Source organism: Lentzea waywayandensis, from assembly GCF_900115955.1.
Lineage (GTDB): Bacteria > Actinomycetota > Actinomycetes > Mycobacteriales > Pseudonocardiaceae > Lentzea > Lentzea waywayandensis.
The window spans coordinates 502,540-520,571 of record NZ_FOYL01000003.1; the positions used below are offsets into that span (position 1 = coordinate 502,540).

13 protein-coding genes are annotated in these 18,032 nt (G+C 68.9%); 7 read left to right on the forward strand and 6 right to left on the reverse strand.

From position 1 onward, the window contains the following. Positions 1–32 precede the first annotated feature (32 nt). Positions 33–1,688 carry an FAD-binding dehydrogenase gene (locus tag BM417_RS13115; protein WP_093592279.1) on the reverse strand — a complete coding sequence of 552 codons (1,656 nt, stop codon included), beginning with the start codon at positions 1,686–1,688 and terminating at the stop codon, positions 33–35. Positions 1,689–1,787: 99 nt separating this feature from the next. Between BM417_RS13115 and BM417_RS13120 the strand changes: the two genes are divergently transcribed. Further along, on the forward strand, positions 1,788–2,183 hold the full coding sequence (locus tag BM417_RS13120; protein WP_281251319.1) for a cupin domain-containing protein: 396 nt from the start codon (positions 1,788–1,790) through the stop codon (positions 2,181–2,183). A gap of 300 nt (positions 2,184–2,483) precedes the next feature. Here BM417_RS13120 and BM417_RS13125 read toward each other — a convergent pair whose 3' ends face one another. Beyond that, positions 2,484–3,170: a hypothetical protein gene (locus BM417_RS13125; RefSeq protein WP_093592282.1), complete on the reverse strand. Its 687-nt coding sequence runs from the start codon at positions 3,168–3,170 to the stop codon at positions 2,484–2,486. Positions 3,171–3,607: 437 nt separating this feature from the next. Between BM417_RS13125 and BM417_RS13130 the strand changes: the two genes are divergently transcribed. Continuing rightward, complete coding sequence (locus BM417_RS13130) at positions 3,608–4,150, forward strand: hypothetical protein (RefSeq protein ID WP_093592285.1); 543 nt, start codon at positions 3,608–3,610, stop codon at positions 4,148–4,150. A gap of 251 nt (positions 4,151–4,401) precedes the next feature. Further along, entirely contained in the window at positions 4,402–7,632 is a 3,231-nt protein-coding gene (locus BM417_RS13135) for a S8 family serine peptidase (protein WP_093592288.1), read from the forward strand. 51 nt (positions 7,633–7,683) lie between these two features. Here BM417_RS13135 and BM417_RS13140 read toward each other — a convergent pair whose 3' ends face one another. Both BM417_RS13140 and BM417_RS13145 read right to left on the reverse strand, forming a co-directional pair. Further along, positions 7,684–7,959 carry a hypothetical protein gene (locus BM417_RS13140; protein ID WP_143138627.1) on the reverse strand — a complete coding sequence of 92 codons (276 nt, stop codon included), beginning with the start codon at positions 7,957–7,959 and terminating at the stop codon, positions 7,684–7,686. 148 nt (positions 7,960–8,107) lie between these two features. Beyond that, complete coding sequence (locus BM417_RS13145; RefSeq protein ID WP_245821891.1) at positions 8,108–9,190, reverse strand: mechanosensitive ion channel family protein; 1,083 nt, start codon at positions 9,188–9,190, stop codon at positions 8,108–8,110. Between the two features lie 117 nt (positions 9,191–9,307). Here BM417_RS13145 and BM417_RS13150 point away from each other — a divergent pair, with 117 nt between their 5' ends. Genes BM417_RS13150 through BM417_RS13165 form a run of 4 tightly spaced genes read left to right on the forward strand, consistent with a single transcriptional unit; the run spans position 9,308 to position 13,115 of the window. Further along, entirely contained in the window at positions 9,308–10,312 is a 1,005-nt protein-coding gene (locus BM417_RS13150) for a protein kinase family protein (protein ID WP_093592293.1), read from the forward strand. Between the two features lie 2 nt (positions 10,313–10,314). Further along, positions 10,315–11,295, forward strand: a complete 981-nt coding sequence (locus BM417_RS13155) for a hypothetical protein (protein ID WP_093592296.1) — start codon at positions 10,315–10,317, stop codon at positions 11,293–11,295. Between the two features lies 1 nt (position 11,296). Continuing rightward, a complete protein-coding gene (locus tag BM417_RS13160; RefSeq protein ID WP_093592298.1) occupies positions 11,297–12,520 on the forward strand; it encodes an adenylosuccinate synthetase in 1,224 nt (407 codons plus the stop codon). Then, a complete protein-coding gene (locus BM417_RS13165; protein ID WP_093592301.1) occupies positions 12,471–13,115 on the forward strand; it encodes an NUDIX hydrolase in 645 nt (214 codons plus the stop codon). Before BM417_RS13160 ends, BM417_RS13165 begins: the two co-directional genes overlap by 50 nt. Here the strand turns inward: BM417_RS13165 and BM417_RS13170 are convergent. Continuing rightward, complete coding sequence (locus BM417_RS13170) at positions 13,090–14,289, reverse strand: M1 family metallopeptidase (RefSeq protein ID WP_093593669.1); 1,200 nt, start codon at positions 14,287–14,289, stop codon at positions 13,090–13,092. The genes BM417_RS13165 and BM417_RS13170 overlap by 26 nt on opposite strands. Beyond that, positions 14,286–18,023, reverse strand: a complete 3,738-nt coding sequence (locus tag BM417_RS13175) for a Pls/PosA family non-ribosomal peptide synthetase (protein WP_093592303.1) — start codon at positions 18,021–18,023, stop codon at positions 14,286–14,288. The genes BM417_RS13170 and BM417_RS13175 overlap by 4 nt, the downstream gene beginning before the upstream one ends. Between the last annotated feature and the right edge of the window lie 9 nt (positions 18,024–18,032).

The following is an 18,032-nucleotide window of genomic DNA, read 5'->3' on the forward strand; positions in this document are numbered from 1 at the left end:
GGGACCGTCAACCCGGGTCCACCACGCGAGAACTACTTGACGGCCTCCGCCGCCGAACGCCCGGCGACCCGTCCCGAGAACAGGCAGCCGCCGAGGAACGTGCCCTCCAGCGCGCGGTACCCGTGCACGCCACCGCCACCGAACCCGGCGGCCTCACCGGCGGCGTACAGGCCCGGCAGCACCTCACCGGACGTGTCGAGCACCCGCGACGACAGGTCGGTGTGCAGACCGCCCAGCGTCTTGCGCGTGAGCACCGACAGCCGCACGGCGATCAGCGGACCGGCCTTGGGGTCGAGCAACCGGTGCGGCTCGACGACCCGGATCAGCTTGTCCGTCAGGAAATGGCGGGTCTGGCGGATCGCGTTGATCTGCATGTCCTTGCTCAGACCCGCGGTGACCTGGCGGTCGCGTTCGACGATCGTCTTCTCCAGCGCGGCCGCGTCGATCCGCGAGTCGCCGGTCAGCGCGTTCATCCCGCGAGCCAGATCCGCGACCGTCCCCGCCTGGATGAACTCCTTGGACTTCTGCGCGAACGCCTCGACCGGCGCGACCGCACCCGGCAGTGCGCGCTTGAGGACGGCCTTCGTGTCCTTGCCCGTCAGGTCCGGGTTCTGCTCGGAGCCCGACAGCGCGAACTCCTTGCCGATGATCCTCTTGTTCAGCACGAACCACGAGTGCTCGTGCCCGTTCGAGGTGATGTGCTGCAACGACCCCAGCGCGTCGAAACCGGGGAACAGCGGGATCGGCAACCGCTTGCCGTCGGCGTCGAGCCACAGCGGCGACGGACCGGGCAGGATGCGGATGCCGTGCCGCGACCACACCGGCGCGTAGTTCGCGATGCCCTCGGGGTAGTGCCACATGCGGTCTTCGTTGATGATCGCGCCGCCGGCCTTCTGCGTGATCTCCATCATCGAGCCGTCCACGAAGTCCGGCACACCGGCCAGCATGAACTTCGGCGGCTTGCCCATCCGCTCCGGCCAGTTCTTGCGCACCAGGTCGTGGTTGCCGCCGATGCCACCGGACGTGACGATCACGGCCTGCGCCTTGAGCGAGAAGTCGCCGACGACCGTGCGGGAACTGGGTTCGGCCCTGCCCACCGACGACGGCTCCAGCACGTCACCGGACACACCGTCGCACACGCCGTTGGTGACGTTGACGCTCGTGACCTTGTGGCGGAACTTCAGCGTCACGAGTCCTTTCGCGACAGCCTCCCGCACCCGCCGCTCGAACGGCTCGACGATGCCCGGCCCGGTGCCCCACGTGACGTGGAAGCGCGGCACCGAGTTGCCGTGTCCGTCCGCCAGATAGCCGCCGCGCTCCGCCCACTGCACGAAGGGGAACCAGCGCACCCCCATGTTGTGCAGCCACGAGCGCTTCTCACCGGAGGCGAAGTCCACATAGGCCTGTGCCCACAGCCGTGGGAAGTGGTCGCTCTCCCGGTCGAACGCCGCTGAGCCCATCCAGTCCTGAAGCGCCAGGTCGTGCGAGTCCTTGACCCGGAGCCTGCGCTGCTCGGGGGTGTCCACCAGGAACAGCCCGCCGAACGACCACCACGCCTGGCCGCCGAGCGACGCTTCCGGCTCCTGGTCGAGGAGAATGACCTTCCGGCCCGCGTCCGCGAGCTCTGCGGTCGCGACGAGACCTGCGAGGCCCGCGCCGACGACGATGACATCCGCGTCATGTGCCATCGGGCGAGTCTAGATCTGCCGCTGGTCACGCACGAGACCTGAGTCAGTTTCACTTTTTGAGGGGATGACGACGTAGTGAGCTTCCGACCGGCCTCAGAGGTGGGCTTCACCACTCCGACCACGCGTTTTGTAGCGCCAGGTTCAGTCACGAACGGCGAGTTCGGCCTGTTCGAGTGGCGCATGGAGGCCCGCCAGCCCGGCGCCCGGCCGCACTTCCACAAGACGTTCTCCGAGTCGTTCTACGTGCTCGAAGGCGAGATCACGCTGCTCGACGGCGAGGAGTGGACCACCGCCGGCGAGGGCGACTTCCTCTACGTGCCTGCTCATCGCCCGCACGCGTTCCGCAACGACAGCGACGCGCCGGTGCGGATGCTGATCCTGTTTTCGCCCGGGATCGCCCGCGAGAACTTCTTCCTGGAGGTCCGGAACGCCAAGGGGCTCTCGCCGGATGAGCTCGTCGCGTTCTACGAGAGCCACGACCAGTACAACCTCTGAGGTCGGCGATCACCGCACTTCTGGGTGCCGTCGACCGCCACTACCGGTGAGGGGGGTTTACCGGAGTGCCGGTCGACGGCGGGTTGACCGCGGCGCGAGCACGCGTGCCTGCGGAAGGGCATTTCCGACCTGGGGGTGTCGGATCGCCCTGGCGCGCAGCTCGAGCGCCAGCGGCCAACCACATTGTTGAACGTACAACCGGACCGCTGTGTTCCGGTCGGCTTTCACTGTGACCAGGCTCAATTCCTTCAGCTCGTCTTCAGGTTCTGAACTGATCAGACGCAGCTGGTGATCACGTGTTCACGAAAGGTCGTTGAGCTTGCGTTCCGCCGCCTTGCGGGCCTTCTCGGAGGCCGACGTGACCCGCTTGGCGTCCTCCAGCCGTTCCGCCGCCCGGTCGAACGCCCGCTGCGCCGCCAGCTGGTCCGCCTGAGCCTCGCCCAGAGCCTGCTCGGCCTCGTCCAGCGCCTGCTGCGCCTCGGCCCGCTTGCGCTCATGCCTTTCGCGCCGCTTGCGGGCCAGCGCGTCCTCGCCGTCCTGCGCCGGCTCGGGCGTGGGGAGTGCGAACCCGAACCCGGAGTACTCCAGCCCCTTCGTCAGGTGCCCGCCCCGCACCTGCTCGGCGGACTCGGGGTCGGCCATCGCGGCCGTCAGCGTGTTGCGCACCTGCGTGACGGCGTCGTCCGCGAGCGGTCCCGTCAGCTCCAGCGTGCGGTAGACGAGCGCCTCCATGAGCTCCTTGCGCTTGCGGCCGAGCTCCCGCATGGTCAGCTGCGCCGTGGAGAGCCCCAGCGCCTCCTCCAGGCCCTCGGGCGCGTCCCTGACGAGCTTGTTGACCGCCCAGGCGCCCACGGTCGGCCTGCGCAGCTCGGCGATGGCCTTCGCGAGGTCCTTGTCGTCGGCCTGCTTGGCCGCGGCGTTGCGGGCCGCGGTGAACTCCTTCGGAGGCAGGCCGTAGAGCTCGTCGGCGACCGGCTTCAGGTCCATGCGCGCAAAATAGCGCCTGACCGGCCCTCAGACCTGCTGAATGATCTGGAGCGCGTCCAGTGGCGCGGTCACGACCGGATGATCCGGCCCGAGCAGTTCGGCAGGCGCAGGCGAGGTTGTCCCAGGCGCCGAAGAGCTCGTCGCTGTCGACCGGCTGGTCCCGCCACGGTTCCAGCGCCTGTTCGAGCAACCCCGCCGCGGCCGGCTGCGTCTTGCCCACCCCGCGCTGCCCCGTGAGAACGCACACGGGTTCGTTCAACAAATCAAGTGCGGCAGGCGTCTGAAAGTTGGGTGGTTGGTGCGGGATCAGCCCCGTGACCACCTGATCCGCAGGCACGGTTGGCAGGCCGCGGTATTCCGCCCGCGTCGGCATCCCGCCGTCCTGGTCTCGCACCGAACAATGCCAGGCCCCGCAATCGGGTAAACAGGATGGAGACATGCACACCAGGTGGAGATGGGTCCTGTTCGGCCTCGGCGTCGCCGTGGCCGCGATCGGTCCGCTCGCGGCACTGAACGGCCCCTGGTACGGCTACGTCTTCGGTGGCCTGTGGTTTCTCATGGGCGGCACGGTGGCGTGGCGGACCTTCAAGCTGGGCACCAGGCTGACCGCTCAGGGCATCACGTCGAACGGTCTCGACCACGAGACCTTCGTCGAGTGGTGCGACGTTCAGGGGTTCGAACCGAAGCGCAGCAGGAACCTGATCTTCTTCCACACCATCACGCCCGCGGCACAACTCCGCCGCGGCACGCACGTGCTGACCGAGCTGAGCCTGCTCTCGGTCAAAAAGGACTCGGTGCCCGAACGGACCGCGAAGCACGTGACGGAACTGCGGCAGGCGCTCGAAAGGCATCGCGGCAACTGCCCGGAGTGCGGCGCGCAGCCGAAAGCGCTCGCGACCAGGCAGGGAGTCGTCGGACGCCTGCGGTCGAGATTGCGTTCGCTATTGGGCGGAAATAGCGATCAGTCCATCGCCCGATGACGGGATCCTGTTACACGCCAACACCGTTCACCGTTGACACCGCCTTGACATTCCCCTCCATCAGCTCTTGACTGGAGGGTGGTTGCTCGTTCCACGAACGAAATGAAACGCGCAGCACTAAAAGTGCGCCCGTTCAAGCCGCTGAACAGTCCAATGTGGATCTCACAATTAGTCCGGTCCGACGATTGCCACTCGTGAGACGAAGAGATGTGCTTCGGAGCACTCTTTACCCCACGAAGGGCACATGCGCCGTGAAGAACTGGAGACGCCGCACCGGAACGGTCTTGCTGACCGCGGTGCTGGGCACTACCGGGTTCGGCTTCGCCGCCACCCCCGCCGTCGCGCAGAACGCGTCACAGCAGCCTGCCGCTGACAAGCAGCTCGACAAGCAGGACCGCGCGCTCGTCGACGAGGCCGCCCGCGAGGGCAAGGCGACCGTCGACCTGCTGGTCGCCGCGGAGGACGGCAAGACCGACGCCGCGGTCAACGACCTCAAGGCGCTCGGCGCCACGGTCCAGAAGACCGAGAAGGACGTCGACTACGTCAAGGTGACCATCCCGCGCGAGAACGCGGAGAAGGCCGCCAAGCTGGCCTCGGTCAGCACCGTGGACGTCGACGGGCTGATCGCGGTCGACGACCCGCGTCCGCAGGGCATGGAGCAGCCGGCCCCGCAGAAGGCGCCGGACTCGAAGACCCCGCGCACCAACCCGTACATGCCGACGCAGGACACGCAGGCGGCGCAGTTCGCCACCGCGCACCCGAAGTGGGACGGCCGCGGCACCACGATCGCCGTGATCGACTCCGGCATCGACCTGGACACGCCCGCCCTGCAGACGACCAGCACCGGTGAGCGCAAGATCATCGACTGGTACAACGCGAACGCCACGAACTCCGGCGACGGCACCTGGGTCACCATGACCAAGACCGGCCGCGTCGGCAAGTTCACCGACAGCGGTCGCGAGTGGACCGCGCCGGCGACCGGTGGCCCGTACTCGTTCGGCCTCTTCCGCGAGACCGCGGGCGACCTGAACCTCGCCAACAGCGAGACCGGCGGCGACATCAACCGCGACGGTGACCGCACGGACGCGTTCGGTGTCATCCAGGACATCACGACGAAGGAAGTCTTCGTCGACACCGATGGTGACGGCGACTTCACCAACAACAAGCGCATGCTCGACTACAAGGTCAAGCAGGACAGCGGTTTCTTCGGTACCGACAACCCCGCGACCCCCGTCGCCGAGCGCGTCGCGTTCGTCGTGCAGACCGACCGGTCGATCTACGACAACGCGGGCACGCCGTTCGTCAACCTGGGCATCGCGGGCGCCGCGCACGGCACCCACGTCGCCGGCATCACCTCGGCCAACAAGCTGTTCGACGGCAAGATGGCCGGTGCCGCCCCCGGTGCGAAGCTGATGTCCATCAAGGCCTGCCTCTCCACGCCTTCCTGCACCAGCTCCGGTCTCATCGACGGTGTCCTCTACGCCGCGCGCAACGGCGCCGACGTCGTGAACATCTCCATCGGTGGCCTCCCGGCGCTCAACGACGGCAACAACGCCCGTGCGGAGCTCTACAACCGCACGATCAACGAGTACAACGTCCAGCTGTTCATCTCGGCGGGCAACTCGGGTGCGGGCGCGAACACCGTCGGTGACCCGTCGGTCGCCACGGACGCGGTGAGCGTCGGCTCGTACATCACCAAGGAGACCTGGCTCTCCAACTACGGCTCGAAGACCGCGCAGAAGCAGAACCTGCACGGCTTCTCGTCGCGCGGCCCGGCCGAGGACGGCGGCTTCAAGCCGAACATCGTCGCGCCCGGTTCGGCGATCTCCACCACGCCGCGCTGGCAGCCCGGTGGCCCGGTGGCTGGCACCTACGCCCTCCCGGCCGGCTACGCGATGTTCAACGGCACGTCGATGGCCGCCCCGCAGGCGACCGGTGCCGCCGCGCTGCTCGTGAGCGCGTTCAAGGCCACGCACAACGGCCAGAAGCCGACCAGCGCCGAGCTGCGTTTCGCGATCCAGCGCAGCGCGAACTACGTGAGCACCCTCGGTGCCTACGAGCAGGGCGCGGGCCTCTTCAACACCAACGCCGCGTGGTCTTTGCTGGACAAGCACTCCGTCCCGGACAAGGTCACCACGTCCGTCGCGGTCAACACCGTCCTCAGTGGACTGCTGGCCACCCCGAACGTCGGTGTCGGCATCCACGACCGTGAGGGCGTGACCGCGGGCCAGGAGTACACCCGCACCTACACGCTGATGCGCACCACGGGCCACGACGACGAGACGTACAACGTTTCCTGGAAGGGCAACGACGGCACGTTCACGGCGCCGAAGAAGGTCGAACTGCCGCTGAACACGCCGGTCCAGTTCGCCGTCAAGGTCAAGGCCAAGACCGCGGGCGTGCACAGCGCCGTCCTGCAGCTCGACAACCCGGAGACCCCCGGCGTCGACACGCAGACCCTGAACACCGTGTTCGCGGCGGAGACCTTCAACGCCACCAACAAGTTCTCGGTCACCAAGTCCGGCACGATCGCGCGCAACCAGTCGACCAGCCTCTTCGTGAACGTGCCCAAGGGCACGACCGCGCTGAAGGTCGACCTGGCCGGCGGCGGCGCCGAGGCCGGCAAGGGCCAGGTCCGCTTCCTGCGCTACACCCCGCAGGGCATCGGCTTCGACTCCGGCGCCTCGACCAACTGCTACAACCCGGACGCGGGCGCCGGTTGTGCCGGTGGCACGCCGACCAGCCGCACGGTGGCCAGCCCGATGGCCGGTGTGTGGGAGATCGTGATCGAGGCGCGTCGCACCTCCGACGCCGACGAGGCGCCGTACTCGGTGACCGCGTCCGTGCTCGGCACGTCGATCAGCCCGAACCCGGACGTCATCGCGTCCGGCACCCTGGGCACGCCGATCGAGCGCAGCTACGCCGTCACGAACACGCAGGCCAGCTTCAACGGCCGGCTCGCGGCGGGTGCGGTCGGCAGCGCGAAGCAGGCTCGTCCGTCGATCGCGAACCTCGCGTCCCAGCAGTACGAGGTGACGGTCGGGGCAGGCTCGTCGCGGCTCACCGCCACGATCGGCAACCCGTCCGACCAGGGCGCCGACCTCGACCTGTCCGTGTACAACTGCACGACGGGCTCGTGCGTGCTCGCCGGTCAGGCGGCGGACGCGGACTCCGAGGAGTCGGTGACGATCAACAACCCGGCCGCCGGCAACTGGCTCGTCGTGGTGGACGGCTACGCGGTGCCCGCGGGCACCACGGAGTACGACTACTTCGACGTCTACACGTCGGCCGCTCTCGGCACCCTGTCCGTGACGGACAGCAACGCCGAGCGCGCGGCGGGTGCGACGTGGAACGCCACGGGCGTCATCACGCCGCAGGGCCAGCCTGGTGCCGGCCGCGTGCTGCGCGGTGAGCTCGAGGTGCGCACGGCGGACAACACCGTCGTCGGTGGCGGCGCCGTGATCATCCAGTCGGTCAGCTAGTAGCTCGTAGCAACGCAGAAAGCCCCAGGGTCCACGAGATCCTGGGGCTTTCTACGGTTCAGGCAGCTTGTTGCCGAGCGGCTCGTCCAAGTCCACCTTGGACACGCCGGTGATCAGATACGCGTCTTCCACCTTGTCGACCGGCATCTCGGCGCGCAGGTAGCCGATTCTGGGATCCCGCGACTCGACGGTCGCGCCCAGCCTCGTCAGTGCCTGCTCGACCTCCTCGTCGCGTCCCGGCTGCACGGAGATCATCAGTGGCACTGTGAGGTGGCCGTCGCGTTTCGCCTGCTCGATCCGGTTCTTGTCCGGTTTCGCTGAAGACACGGTCGGCACCTCCGCCAAGGGCACGGCTGGAGACCCGTTCGTACCACAGCTGCCGAGAGCCAGCGCGCAAAACGCGACGGCGAGCGGTCTTCTCATGTGGTTAGGACGGAACGGGCTCCGCGGGCGGTTGCACCTGGTTTCCGGCCTGTCACTGCTTCGGTCCCGCAAACGCTTGCTCCCGCAACGCCCCGTCGATGCTCTCACCGAACACCCGAGCGTCCGTGTGCTGGTCACCGGCGGGCTGAGCCTTTTTGGTGCCGGTCACGACCTTGGTCCTGACCTGCGGCAACGCGCCGCCGTGCTGCCGCTGCACCCAATCCACCAGATGCTCACGAGTCAGGCAGCGCAGATCCCACAGCTTCCCGGCATCAGCGGCGCTGACCAGCGCACGCAACCGCACGAACCCCTGCGTGGCCTGCGTGACCTGGAGTACCGACACCCGCCCGTCCCACAGATCACTGCTCTCCAGCATGGACCGCATCTCCTGCCGCATCGCCTCGACCGGCACCGTCCAGTCCAGGTCGAGCTCCACGGTCCCGAGCAACGCCGACTGCGTGCGAGTCCAGTTCTCGAAGGGTGTCTTGAGGAAGTACGAGGTGGGCAGCACCAGCCGCCGGTCGTCCCACAGGTGCAGCACCACGTACGTCAGCGTGATGTCCTCGACCCGCCCCCACTCACCTTCGACGACCACGACGTCATCGAGCCGCACCGCGTCACTGAACGCGATCTGCAGCCCCGAGATCAGGTTGCCCAGCAACGACTGCGCGGAGAACGCCGCCACAGCACCGATGACAGCGGCGGAAGCCAGCACCGTGGATCCCACCGCCCGGGCCCCGGGGAACGTCATCAGGATCGCCCCGATCGCCAGCACCCCGATGACCACCAGCACCAGCCGACGCACCAGCGTGATCTGCGTGTGCACCCGCCGCGCGTGCCGGTTGTCCGTGACATCAGTGCGAATCCGCGACAGCGAGACGTCCACCAAGGTGCTGATCAACGCGGCCAGCAACCACGCCCCGGCCAGGATCAACGCGATCCCCAGCGCGTGCAACGCGATCGGAGCGTTCACCGGATACACGCTCAGGCTTATCTGCGCGGCCAGCAAGGCCCCGAACAGCTGGCCGGGCCGGTACATCTTGCCGCTGTGGGTGAAGCGGCGGACCAGGCGGTGGATCACCTCCACCACGAGCAACGCGAAGGCCACCGAGCAGCCCATGACAACGAACAGCACTGTTCCTCCTCCTGTATCCGGGCGGGGTACCCGGAGTCTGGGCAGGGGAACACCATGAACCGCCTCACGGCTTCGGTCACCCTTGCGCTCCGAGTTTGAGTCTGCAAGACTCAAACCATGTTCACCACACCGGAGGCGCTGGACCTGGTGGAGCGCGCCGCAACGGCCGAGGCCCTGTTCGGCCCGCGCACCACCGACCCCGGCAAGCGCAAGCAGGCAAAGCGCCTGTACCGCGCGCTCGCCTCGGTCCTGCACCCCGACGTGGTCGGACCGGGCAACACGCGGGCGCACAGGGCGTCGGCGAACCTGACCCGCCTGCACCACGAGTGGACCCACAGCACGAGCGTCGAACTGAGGACGAAGACCGGCGTCTACCGCATCGGGGAGCCGTTCGCGGTCGGCAGCATCGCCAACCTGTACGAGGCGGACGGGCCGCACGTGGTCAAGGTGGTGCGCAACCCGGCCCTCAACCCGCTGCTGCACGGCGAGTGGCAGGCGTTGCGGTCGTTGGAGCGCTTCACCGACCGGAACCAGTGGTTGCGGCCCTACTACCCGCGGCTGCTCGACACGTCGGGTGACGTCGCCAAGGGCTCAAGGGCCTTCACGGTGCTGGACCCGCTCATCGACGGGTTCGTGACGCTCGCGGAGGTGAAGCGTGCGTTCCCGCAGGGGCTGGACGGGCGCGACTACGCGTGGATGCATCGCAGGCTGCTCAAGGCATTGGCCGGCGCACATCAGATCGGGCTGGTGCATGGCGCGGTCACCGCCGAGAACGTCATGGTTCACCCGGAACAGCACGGGATCGTGCTGGCCGGCTGGTCGTTCGCGGTCGAGTCCGGCCAGCGGCTCCTCGCGACCAGCAAGGCCATCAGCTATCCGCCCGAAGTGCCCCAAGGCGAACCGGTGACGGCCGCGACGGACGTCCACACGGCACACATGCTCATGCTCGATCTCTTGAACCACGAAGAACATCGGCAACAAGCCTTCGCGCGAGGCTGCGTGCAGGAACGCCCGGAACGCAGGCCTGACGCGGCCGACCTGCTGGGCGAGTACGACGACCTGCTCGAAGAACTGTACGGACCAAGGGTTTTCCGCCCGTTCGCACTTCCAAAGGGAGAATGACCATGGGACACGGCAAGTGGGATGACAACGCCTACGCGGCGGCCAAGACCTTCCGTGCGGCCAAGGGAATCGCGGACTTCGGCTACACGGCTTCGATCAAGGGCAACCCCTCGTCGAGCTGGAAGGCCGCGCCGGCGCTCGACCCGCTCAACGTGGGGTTCCGCGAGTGCCGCGACTCGCCCGACCACGCCGACTCGACACCGATCGCGGTGCTGTTCGACGTGACCGGCTCGATGGGCGCGGTGCCGCGGATCATGCAGGGCAAGCTCGGCAAGTTGCACGGGCTGTTGCAGCGCAAGGGATATCTCGCCGACCCGCAGCTGATGTTCGGCGGCATCGGGGACGCCGACAGCGATCGCGTCCCCCTGCAGGTCGGCCAGTTCGAGTCGGACAACCGCATGGACGAGCAGTTGCGGGACATCTTCCTCGAAGGCAACGGTGGTGGGCAGAAGAGCGAGTCGTACGAGCTGGCCGCGTACTTCGTCGCGCGGCACGTGGTCACCGACGCGTGGCAGAAGCGGGGCAGGAAGGGCTATCTGTTCATCATCGGCGACGAGCTGAACAAGCCGCGACTGGAAGCCAAGCACATCCGCCGGATCATCGGCGACGACGTCAAGCAGGACATCGACCCGGTGTCGGTGTACCGCGAGCTCGCCCGCAAGTGGAACGTGTACTTCATCCTGCCCAACCAGTCGTCGTACTTCGACGACGACACCATCGGCGAGCACTGGCGGACGATCCTCGGGCAGAACTTCCTCAAGCTGGACGACCCCGGCGCGGTGTGCGAGCTGATCGCCGCGACGATCGGCATGGAGGAACGCGTGGTGGACCTCGACCAGGCCCTGGTGGACCTCGCCGAGATCGGATCGGTCGCCGAGAGCAAGGCCGTCGGCAAGGCACTGGTCGCCGTCGGCACCGCGGCACGCTCGATCACCGCCGCACCGCTCGGCATCGACGGTCCCGACGACGTGGCGCTGAGCTGACATGAACGAGGACCACGTCATCGTCGTCGGGCTCGGGTTCGGCGACGAGGGCAAGGGGGCCACCGTCGACGCGTTGTGCGCGGACGGATCGGTGTCCGCCGTCGTGCGGTTCAACGGGGGAGCGCAGGCCGCGCACAACGTGATCGCCGACGGACGGCATCACACCTTCAGCCAGTTCGGGTCCGGCACGCTCGCGGGCGTGCCGACCTGGCTCTCCCGCCACGTGCTCGTCGAACCGATCGCGCTGGCGACCGAGTCGCGCGAACTGGAGGCCGTCGGCGTCACCGACCCGCTCTCGCTGATGTCGATCGACGCTCAAGCGCTGCTCACCACCCCGTTCCACGTCGCAGCGAACCGGGCCAGGGAGAGGGCCAGAGGCGGAGACAGGCACGGTTCGTGCGGCAAGGGGATCGGCGAAACCGTCTGGTACGGGCTGCTCGAGGGGACGACCAGGGGAGTGGTCGTCGAGGGGCAGGAGGTCATCGGCGAGCCGGGGCCGGCCCCGGCCGTCGGTGACTGCCTCGACCCCGCCACGTTGAGGCGCAAGCTGGACGCGCTCGCCCGGTTCTACGAGCCGCTGATCGGAGACGGCGTCAGCGTGGACGAGCTGGTCATGCTCTACCGCTCGTTCGCGGACGCCGTCCGGATCACGAGCGCGGACGAGGCCGGGCGACTCGCCGACGCCGGAAGGCTCGTTTTCGAGGGTGCGCAAGGCGTTCTCCTGGACGAGACCTACGGCTTCCACCCGCACACGACCTGGTCCACCACCACGCCACGCAACGCGCGTGAGCTGCTCGAAGGACGCCCGGCCCGCGTCATCGGCGTGACCAGGACCTACCAGACGCGGCATGGCGCGGGCCCGTTGCCCACAGAGGACCAGGCCGTCCTCGACCGGTTCCCCGAGGCGCACAACGGCACCGGGGAGTTCCAGGGCGCGTGGCGGGCCGGCCACCTGGACGCGAATCTGTTGCGCTACTCCGTCGATTGCTGTGGGGGTATCGACGGCTTGGCCGTGACACACCTGGACGCTCGTGGCTTGAAGGTGGCCACGGGTTCCGGCCTGGACGACCTGCCCGATCCCGTGGCCTATCTGGAGGAGCTGCTCGATGTCGACGTGCTCGTCACCGGCGCGGGGCCGACCAGGGCGGACTACGTGGTGCGGGACAATCCACGACATGATCGAGTCGACGTTGGTGTCGGTGGACGTGATCGTGCTCCGGTTTGATCCGGACGCACGTGCGGTGCTCGTGGGGGTGGCGTCGCGCGCGCAGGAGCCGTTCGCGGGCGAGTTGGCACTGCCCGGCGTGCTGCTGGCCAGGGGTGAGCGGCTGCGCGACGCGACCACGAGGGCCGTCACGGGCAAACTGGGCCTCGCCGAGGAGTCCGTGACGGCGACCGGCCAGCTCACCACGTTCGACGAGCCGTCCCGTGACCCGCGCGGACCGACCCTGTCGATCGCGCTGTGGGCCACGGTCACCCGCCCGACCGGCGACCTGGCCGTGTGGCGCAGGCTGGACGACGTGCCCGCGCTGGCGTTCGACCACGACCGGATCGTCGCCGACTGCCGGCCGCTGCTGGCGGACAAGCTCTGGCGGGACGTGCCGTTCACCGCGGGCCTGCTCGGGCCCGAGTTCACCACGGCGCAGGCGCTCGACGTGACCGAGTCCCTGACCGGCGAACGGCCCTATCCCGCCAACCTGGGCCGCACGATGGACCGCGTGCCGGGCCTCGAACGCACCAGTCAGCATGCGTCGGCGCTGCCCAAGGGAGGTCGTCCACCGCTGGTGTGGAGGTTCAGCGCAGGGGTAGCTCCGGCTTGAAGAGCCAGCGGTTGAGCAGGTCCCGATGTCCGGCGAGCGACAGGAAGTCCTCGGTCGTCACCGCGCCGTGCCGGTTGCGGGCACACCACTCGCGCAGCAACGCGAAGAACGAGTCGTCGCCCATCTCGCGCCGTAGCGCGTGCAACGTCAACGCCCCGCGCTTGTAGACCCGGTCATCGAACCAGTCCGCGCGCGGCGGCCGTCCGATCACGAGGTTCTGCGGCAGGCGCCGCAACAGATCCCGTGCTCCGGCAGCACAAACGTCCGCGGACCGGCCGCCGGAAGCCTCGGACCACAACCACTCCGAATAGCAGGCGAAGCCCTCGTTCAGCCAGATGTGCTCCCACGAGGCGATCCCGACCGAGTTGCCGAACCACTGGTGCGCCAGCTCGTGCGCCACCAGCCGTTCCGAACCACGGCGCCCGTCGACGTGATTGGCACCGAACGTCGAAAGCCCTTGAGCCTCAACGGGAACGTCCAGCGCGTCATCGGTCACCACGACCGAGTAACGCGCGAACGGGTAGGGCCCGAACAGCGACGAGAACAGCTCGATCATGGCGTCCTGCCGACCGAAGTCGTGCGCGACGAGCCTGCGCATCCTGGCCGGTGCCCACACGTCCGGCAGCGCCTCGACGTACTGTCCGATCTGGACGGTCGCGAGGTAGGTCGCCATCGGCGCGGCCATCGAGTACGTCCACCTGGTCGTGCTGCCGGAGACCTTGCCGTCCACCAGCACCCCGTTGCACACCACGGTGTACGGCGAGGGCGCGGTCACTTCCAGGTGGTAGGACGCCTTGGAGGAGGGCTCGTCCAGGCACGGGAACCACGACGGCGCACCGATCGGCTGCGACGCCACGATCGAGCCGTCCGTGAGGTGATCCCAGCCGAGGTCGCCCCACTCCGGCGTCGAGACCGGCACGGGCGTGCCCGAGTACCTGACCTCGACCGAGAAGGCCCCGCGCACGGCCGCACGGATGTTCAGCACACCGCCCGCGTGCCCGTAGCGCGCCGGCTTGCCGTTCACCAGCACCTTCGAGATCCGCAGTGGACCGAAGGACAGCGAGAACGACGACAGCGAGGTGCAGGAAGCCTGCAGCACCGCGCGCCCGGAAAGGCGCGCGGAGTGCGGCTTGTAGTCAAGCTCTAGTGCGTAATGGTGTACGGAGAAGCTCATGTCCACGCGGAGATCGGGTTGCCCAGCCAACGGGTTCCCGACGGTACATCCTCTCCGCGCATGACCAGCGAGGCGGGTCCGATCGTCGTGTGAGCGCCGACGGACGCGCCGGGCAGCACGATGCCGTGCGGGCCCAAAGTAGAACCGGCGCCCAGCTCCACCCGGTCCATGCGCAGGATTCGGTCGTGGAACAGGTGCGTCTGCACGACACAGCCGCGGTTGACCGACGCGCCGGCACCCAGCTTCACCAGGTCCGCCTCGGGCAGCCAGTACGACTCGCACCACACGCCACGGCCGACCGACGCACCCAGCGAGCGCAGCCACAGGTTCATCAGCGGCGTGCCACCGGAGAACCCGATCAGCCACGGCACCGCGAGCACCTCGACGAACGTGTCCGCCAGCTCGTTGCGCCACACGAACGCCGACCACAGCGGGTACTCACGCACCTTGAAGCGGCCCACGAGCGTCCACTTGGCGACGACGGCCACCAGGCACGCGGCCACGCCGGCGCCCAGCAGCACGACGCCGGACCACCAGAGCCCGAACTCCTTCAGCGCGAACAGCACGAGCACGACGAGAGCGACGTTCAGCATCACCGGGACGAACCGGCACAGTTCGACGAGCGCCCGCGCCCACATGAGGTGCTTGGGCGGGTTGAACGTGCGCGACTGGTCCGACACCTCGGCGGCGCGCGGCAGCTTCATCGGCGGCATGCCCAGGTACGACGACCCGGCCTTGGCCCGCTTCGGCGCCGCCGACAGCACGCCGACGAGCCCGCCCTTCGGCACGTTGCGGCCGGGCGCGGTCATGCCCGAGTTGCCCAGGAACGCCCGCTTGCCCACACGGGCAGTGGCGATGCGCAGCCAGCCGCCACCGAGCTCGTACGTCGCGACCATCGTGTCGTCGGCCAGGAACGCTCCGTCGCCCACGCGGGTCATCTTCGGCAGCGCGACCACGGTCGACGCCTCGACGTGGCGGCCGACCTTCATGCCGAGCAGCCGCAGCCACACCGGCGTGAACAGCGACGCGTACAGCGGGAACAGGGCCGTGCGCGCGTTGTTCATCAACCGCTCGGTCGTCCACGCCGCCCACGCCGCGCGGCTGTGCACGGCGTAGTAGCCCTCGCGCATGCCGATGCCCAGCAGACGCACGGCCACCAGCACGATCAGCGCGTACGAGCCGAACCAGATCGCGGACGCGACCGGAACGTCCCACAGCGCCGAAGTCAGGGAAACGGGCCTGCGCAGCACGTAGAGCAGGGCCGGAGCCGCGGCCAGCAACGGCAGCGCGCCCATCAGACCGGACGAGACGCCGTACATGAGGTTCCAGAAGCGCGACCGCGTCGGACGACGCGACGGGAACGAGCGCGACGCCTTGCCCTCACGGGTGGCGGGCACGCCTGACCAGCGCTGACCGGTCGGCACGGAACGGACGACACCCGAACCGGGCGCCACCTCGGCCTTCTTGCCGATCCGCGCGCCGGGGAACAGCGTGCTGCGCGCGCCGACGGTCGCGCCCGCGCCGATCCGGATGCGGCCGATGCGCAGCCTGTCGCCGTCCAGCCACCAGCCGGACAGGTCGACCTCGGGCTCGACGGCGGCGCCGCGCCCGACCTTCAGCATGCCGGTGACCGGCGGCAACGAGTGCAGGTCGACGCCGGGTCCGATCTTGGCGCCCAACGCCCGCGCGTAGTGCGTGACCCAGGAGCCGGAAAGCTCGGTGGCGCGCGACATCAGCGCCAGCATCTCGGCGGTCCACAGTCGCAGGTGCACGGAACCGCCACGCGGGTACTCGCCGGGCTTCACGCCGCGCAGCAGCAGCCGCGCGCCGCCGGCGGAGATCGCCAGCCGTCCGGCGGGGCTCAGGAACGCCACGAAACCGGCGGCGACCCACCACCACGACACGGAGGTCCAGCCCAGCACGTTCGACAACGCCGTCAGCGCCACGACCCAGCGCGCGCCGGAGATCGTGAGCAGCGGGATCATCAGCAGCGTCTGCACGACGCCGGTCCAGCGCGGCGTCGGCGCGACCTCGCGCACCTCGGCCGTCTCGCCGTACGACTCCAGGCGGCGGGCCAGCTTGTACAGCGTCGGGTTCTGGTAGATGTCCTGCACCGACGTGCTCGGGTACCGCGTGCGGATCATGGAGACCAGCTGTGCGGCGCCCAGCGAGCTACCGCCGGACGAGAAGAAGTTCGCGCCCTCGGATGCCGGTCCGGAGCCGAGCACGGCGGCCCACTGCTCCGCGAGCCAGCCTTCGAGGCCGGAGAACACCACGCCCGCGGTGTCCATCGACTCCAGCGGCCACGGCAGCGCGGCGCGGTCGACCTTGCCCGACGTGCGCGTCGGCAGCGTCTCGACGACGGCGAGCAACGGCACCAGCGCGGCGGGCAGCTCGGAACGCAGCTGGTCAACGGCTGCTTCCTGGTCGAACTCGCCGTCGAGGACCACGTAGCCGACGAGGATCTGGTTGCCGCCGCGGGTCGTGCGCACGGCGGCGGCGGCACCGGCGATACCGGGCAGCGCGGCCAGCGCCGCGTCCACCTCGCCGAGCTCGATCCGGCGGCCGCCGAGCTTGATCTGCTCGTCCGCGCGGCCGAGGAAGACGAGGCCCTCCGGGTCGGCGCGGACCATGTCACCGCTGCGGTACGCGCGGTCCCAGCCCATCGAGGGCAGCGGCGCGTACTTCTCCGCGTCCTTGGCCTCGTCCAGGTAGCGCGCCAGGCCGACGCCGCCGATCACCAGTTCGCCGGACTCGCCCATGGGAACGACCTCGCCCTGGGCGTCGACGACGACGAGCTCCCAGCCGTCCAGCGGCAGGCCGATGCGCACGGGACCGGTGCCGTCCATCCGGGCGGCACAGGCGACGACGGTCGCTTCCGTCGGCCCGTAGGTGTTCCAGACCTCGCGGCCGTCCACGGCGAGCCGCTCGGCCAGTTCGGGCGGGCAGGCCTCGCCGCCGAAGATCAGCAGCCGCACGTCGTCCAGCGCCTCGACGGGCCACAGCGCGGCCAGCGTCGGAACCGTGGACACGACGGTGATCTCCTGCTCGACCAGCCACGGACCCAGGTCCATGCCGGTGCGCACCAGCGAGCGCGGTGCGGGCACCAGGCAGGCGCCGTAGCGCCACGCGAGCCACATCTCCTCGCAGGAGGCGTCGAACGCGACGGAGAGGCCGGCGAGAACGCGGTCCTCCGGCCCGATCGGCTCGTCCTGCAGGAACAGGCGCGCCTCGGCGTCCACGAACGCGGCGGCGTTGCGGTGCGTCACGGCGACGCCCTTGGGCTTACCGGTCGAACCGGACGTGAAGATGATCCACGCGTCGTTGTCCAGACCGGGTTCGCCGGGCACGCCGAGCGTCGTGCCGTGCGGCACAAGGGAACGGCCCTCGCCGAGCACGGCACTCACTTGTGCCTCACCGAAAACGAGCTCGGCGCGTTCGTCGGGGTCCTCGAAGTCGACGGGCACGTAGGCCGCGCCGGCCGCTAGGGTCGCCAGGATCGAGACGTAGAGGTCGACGGTCCCGGACGGCACGCGAATGCCGACCCGGTCGCCGACCCCGACGCCTTCCGCGTTGAGCTTTTCGGACAGTTCCAGAACTTCGGTGATCAGTGCGCGGTAACTCAGCGCGGTGGTGCCGTCGTCGACGGCCAGCGCGTTCGGGTGCTTCTCGGCACTCGCGCGCAGGATGTCCAGGAGGGTGCGCGGTGTGGGCGCCTCGCCTGCGGTGAACATCGATGGGAG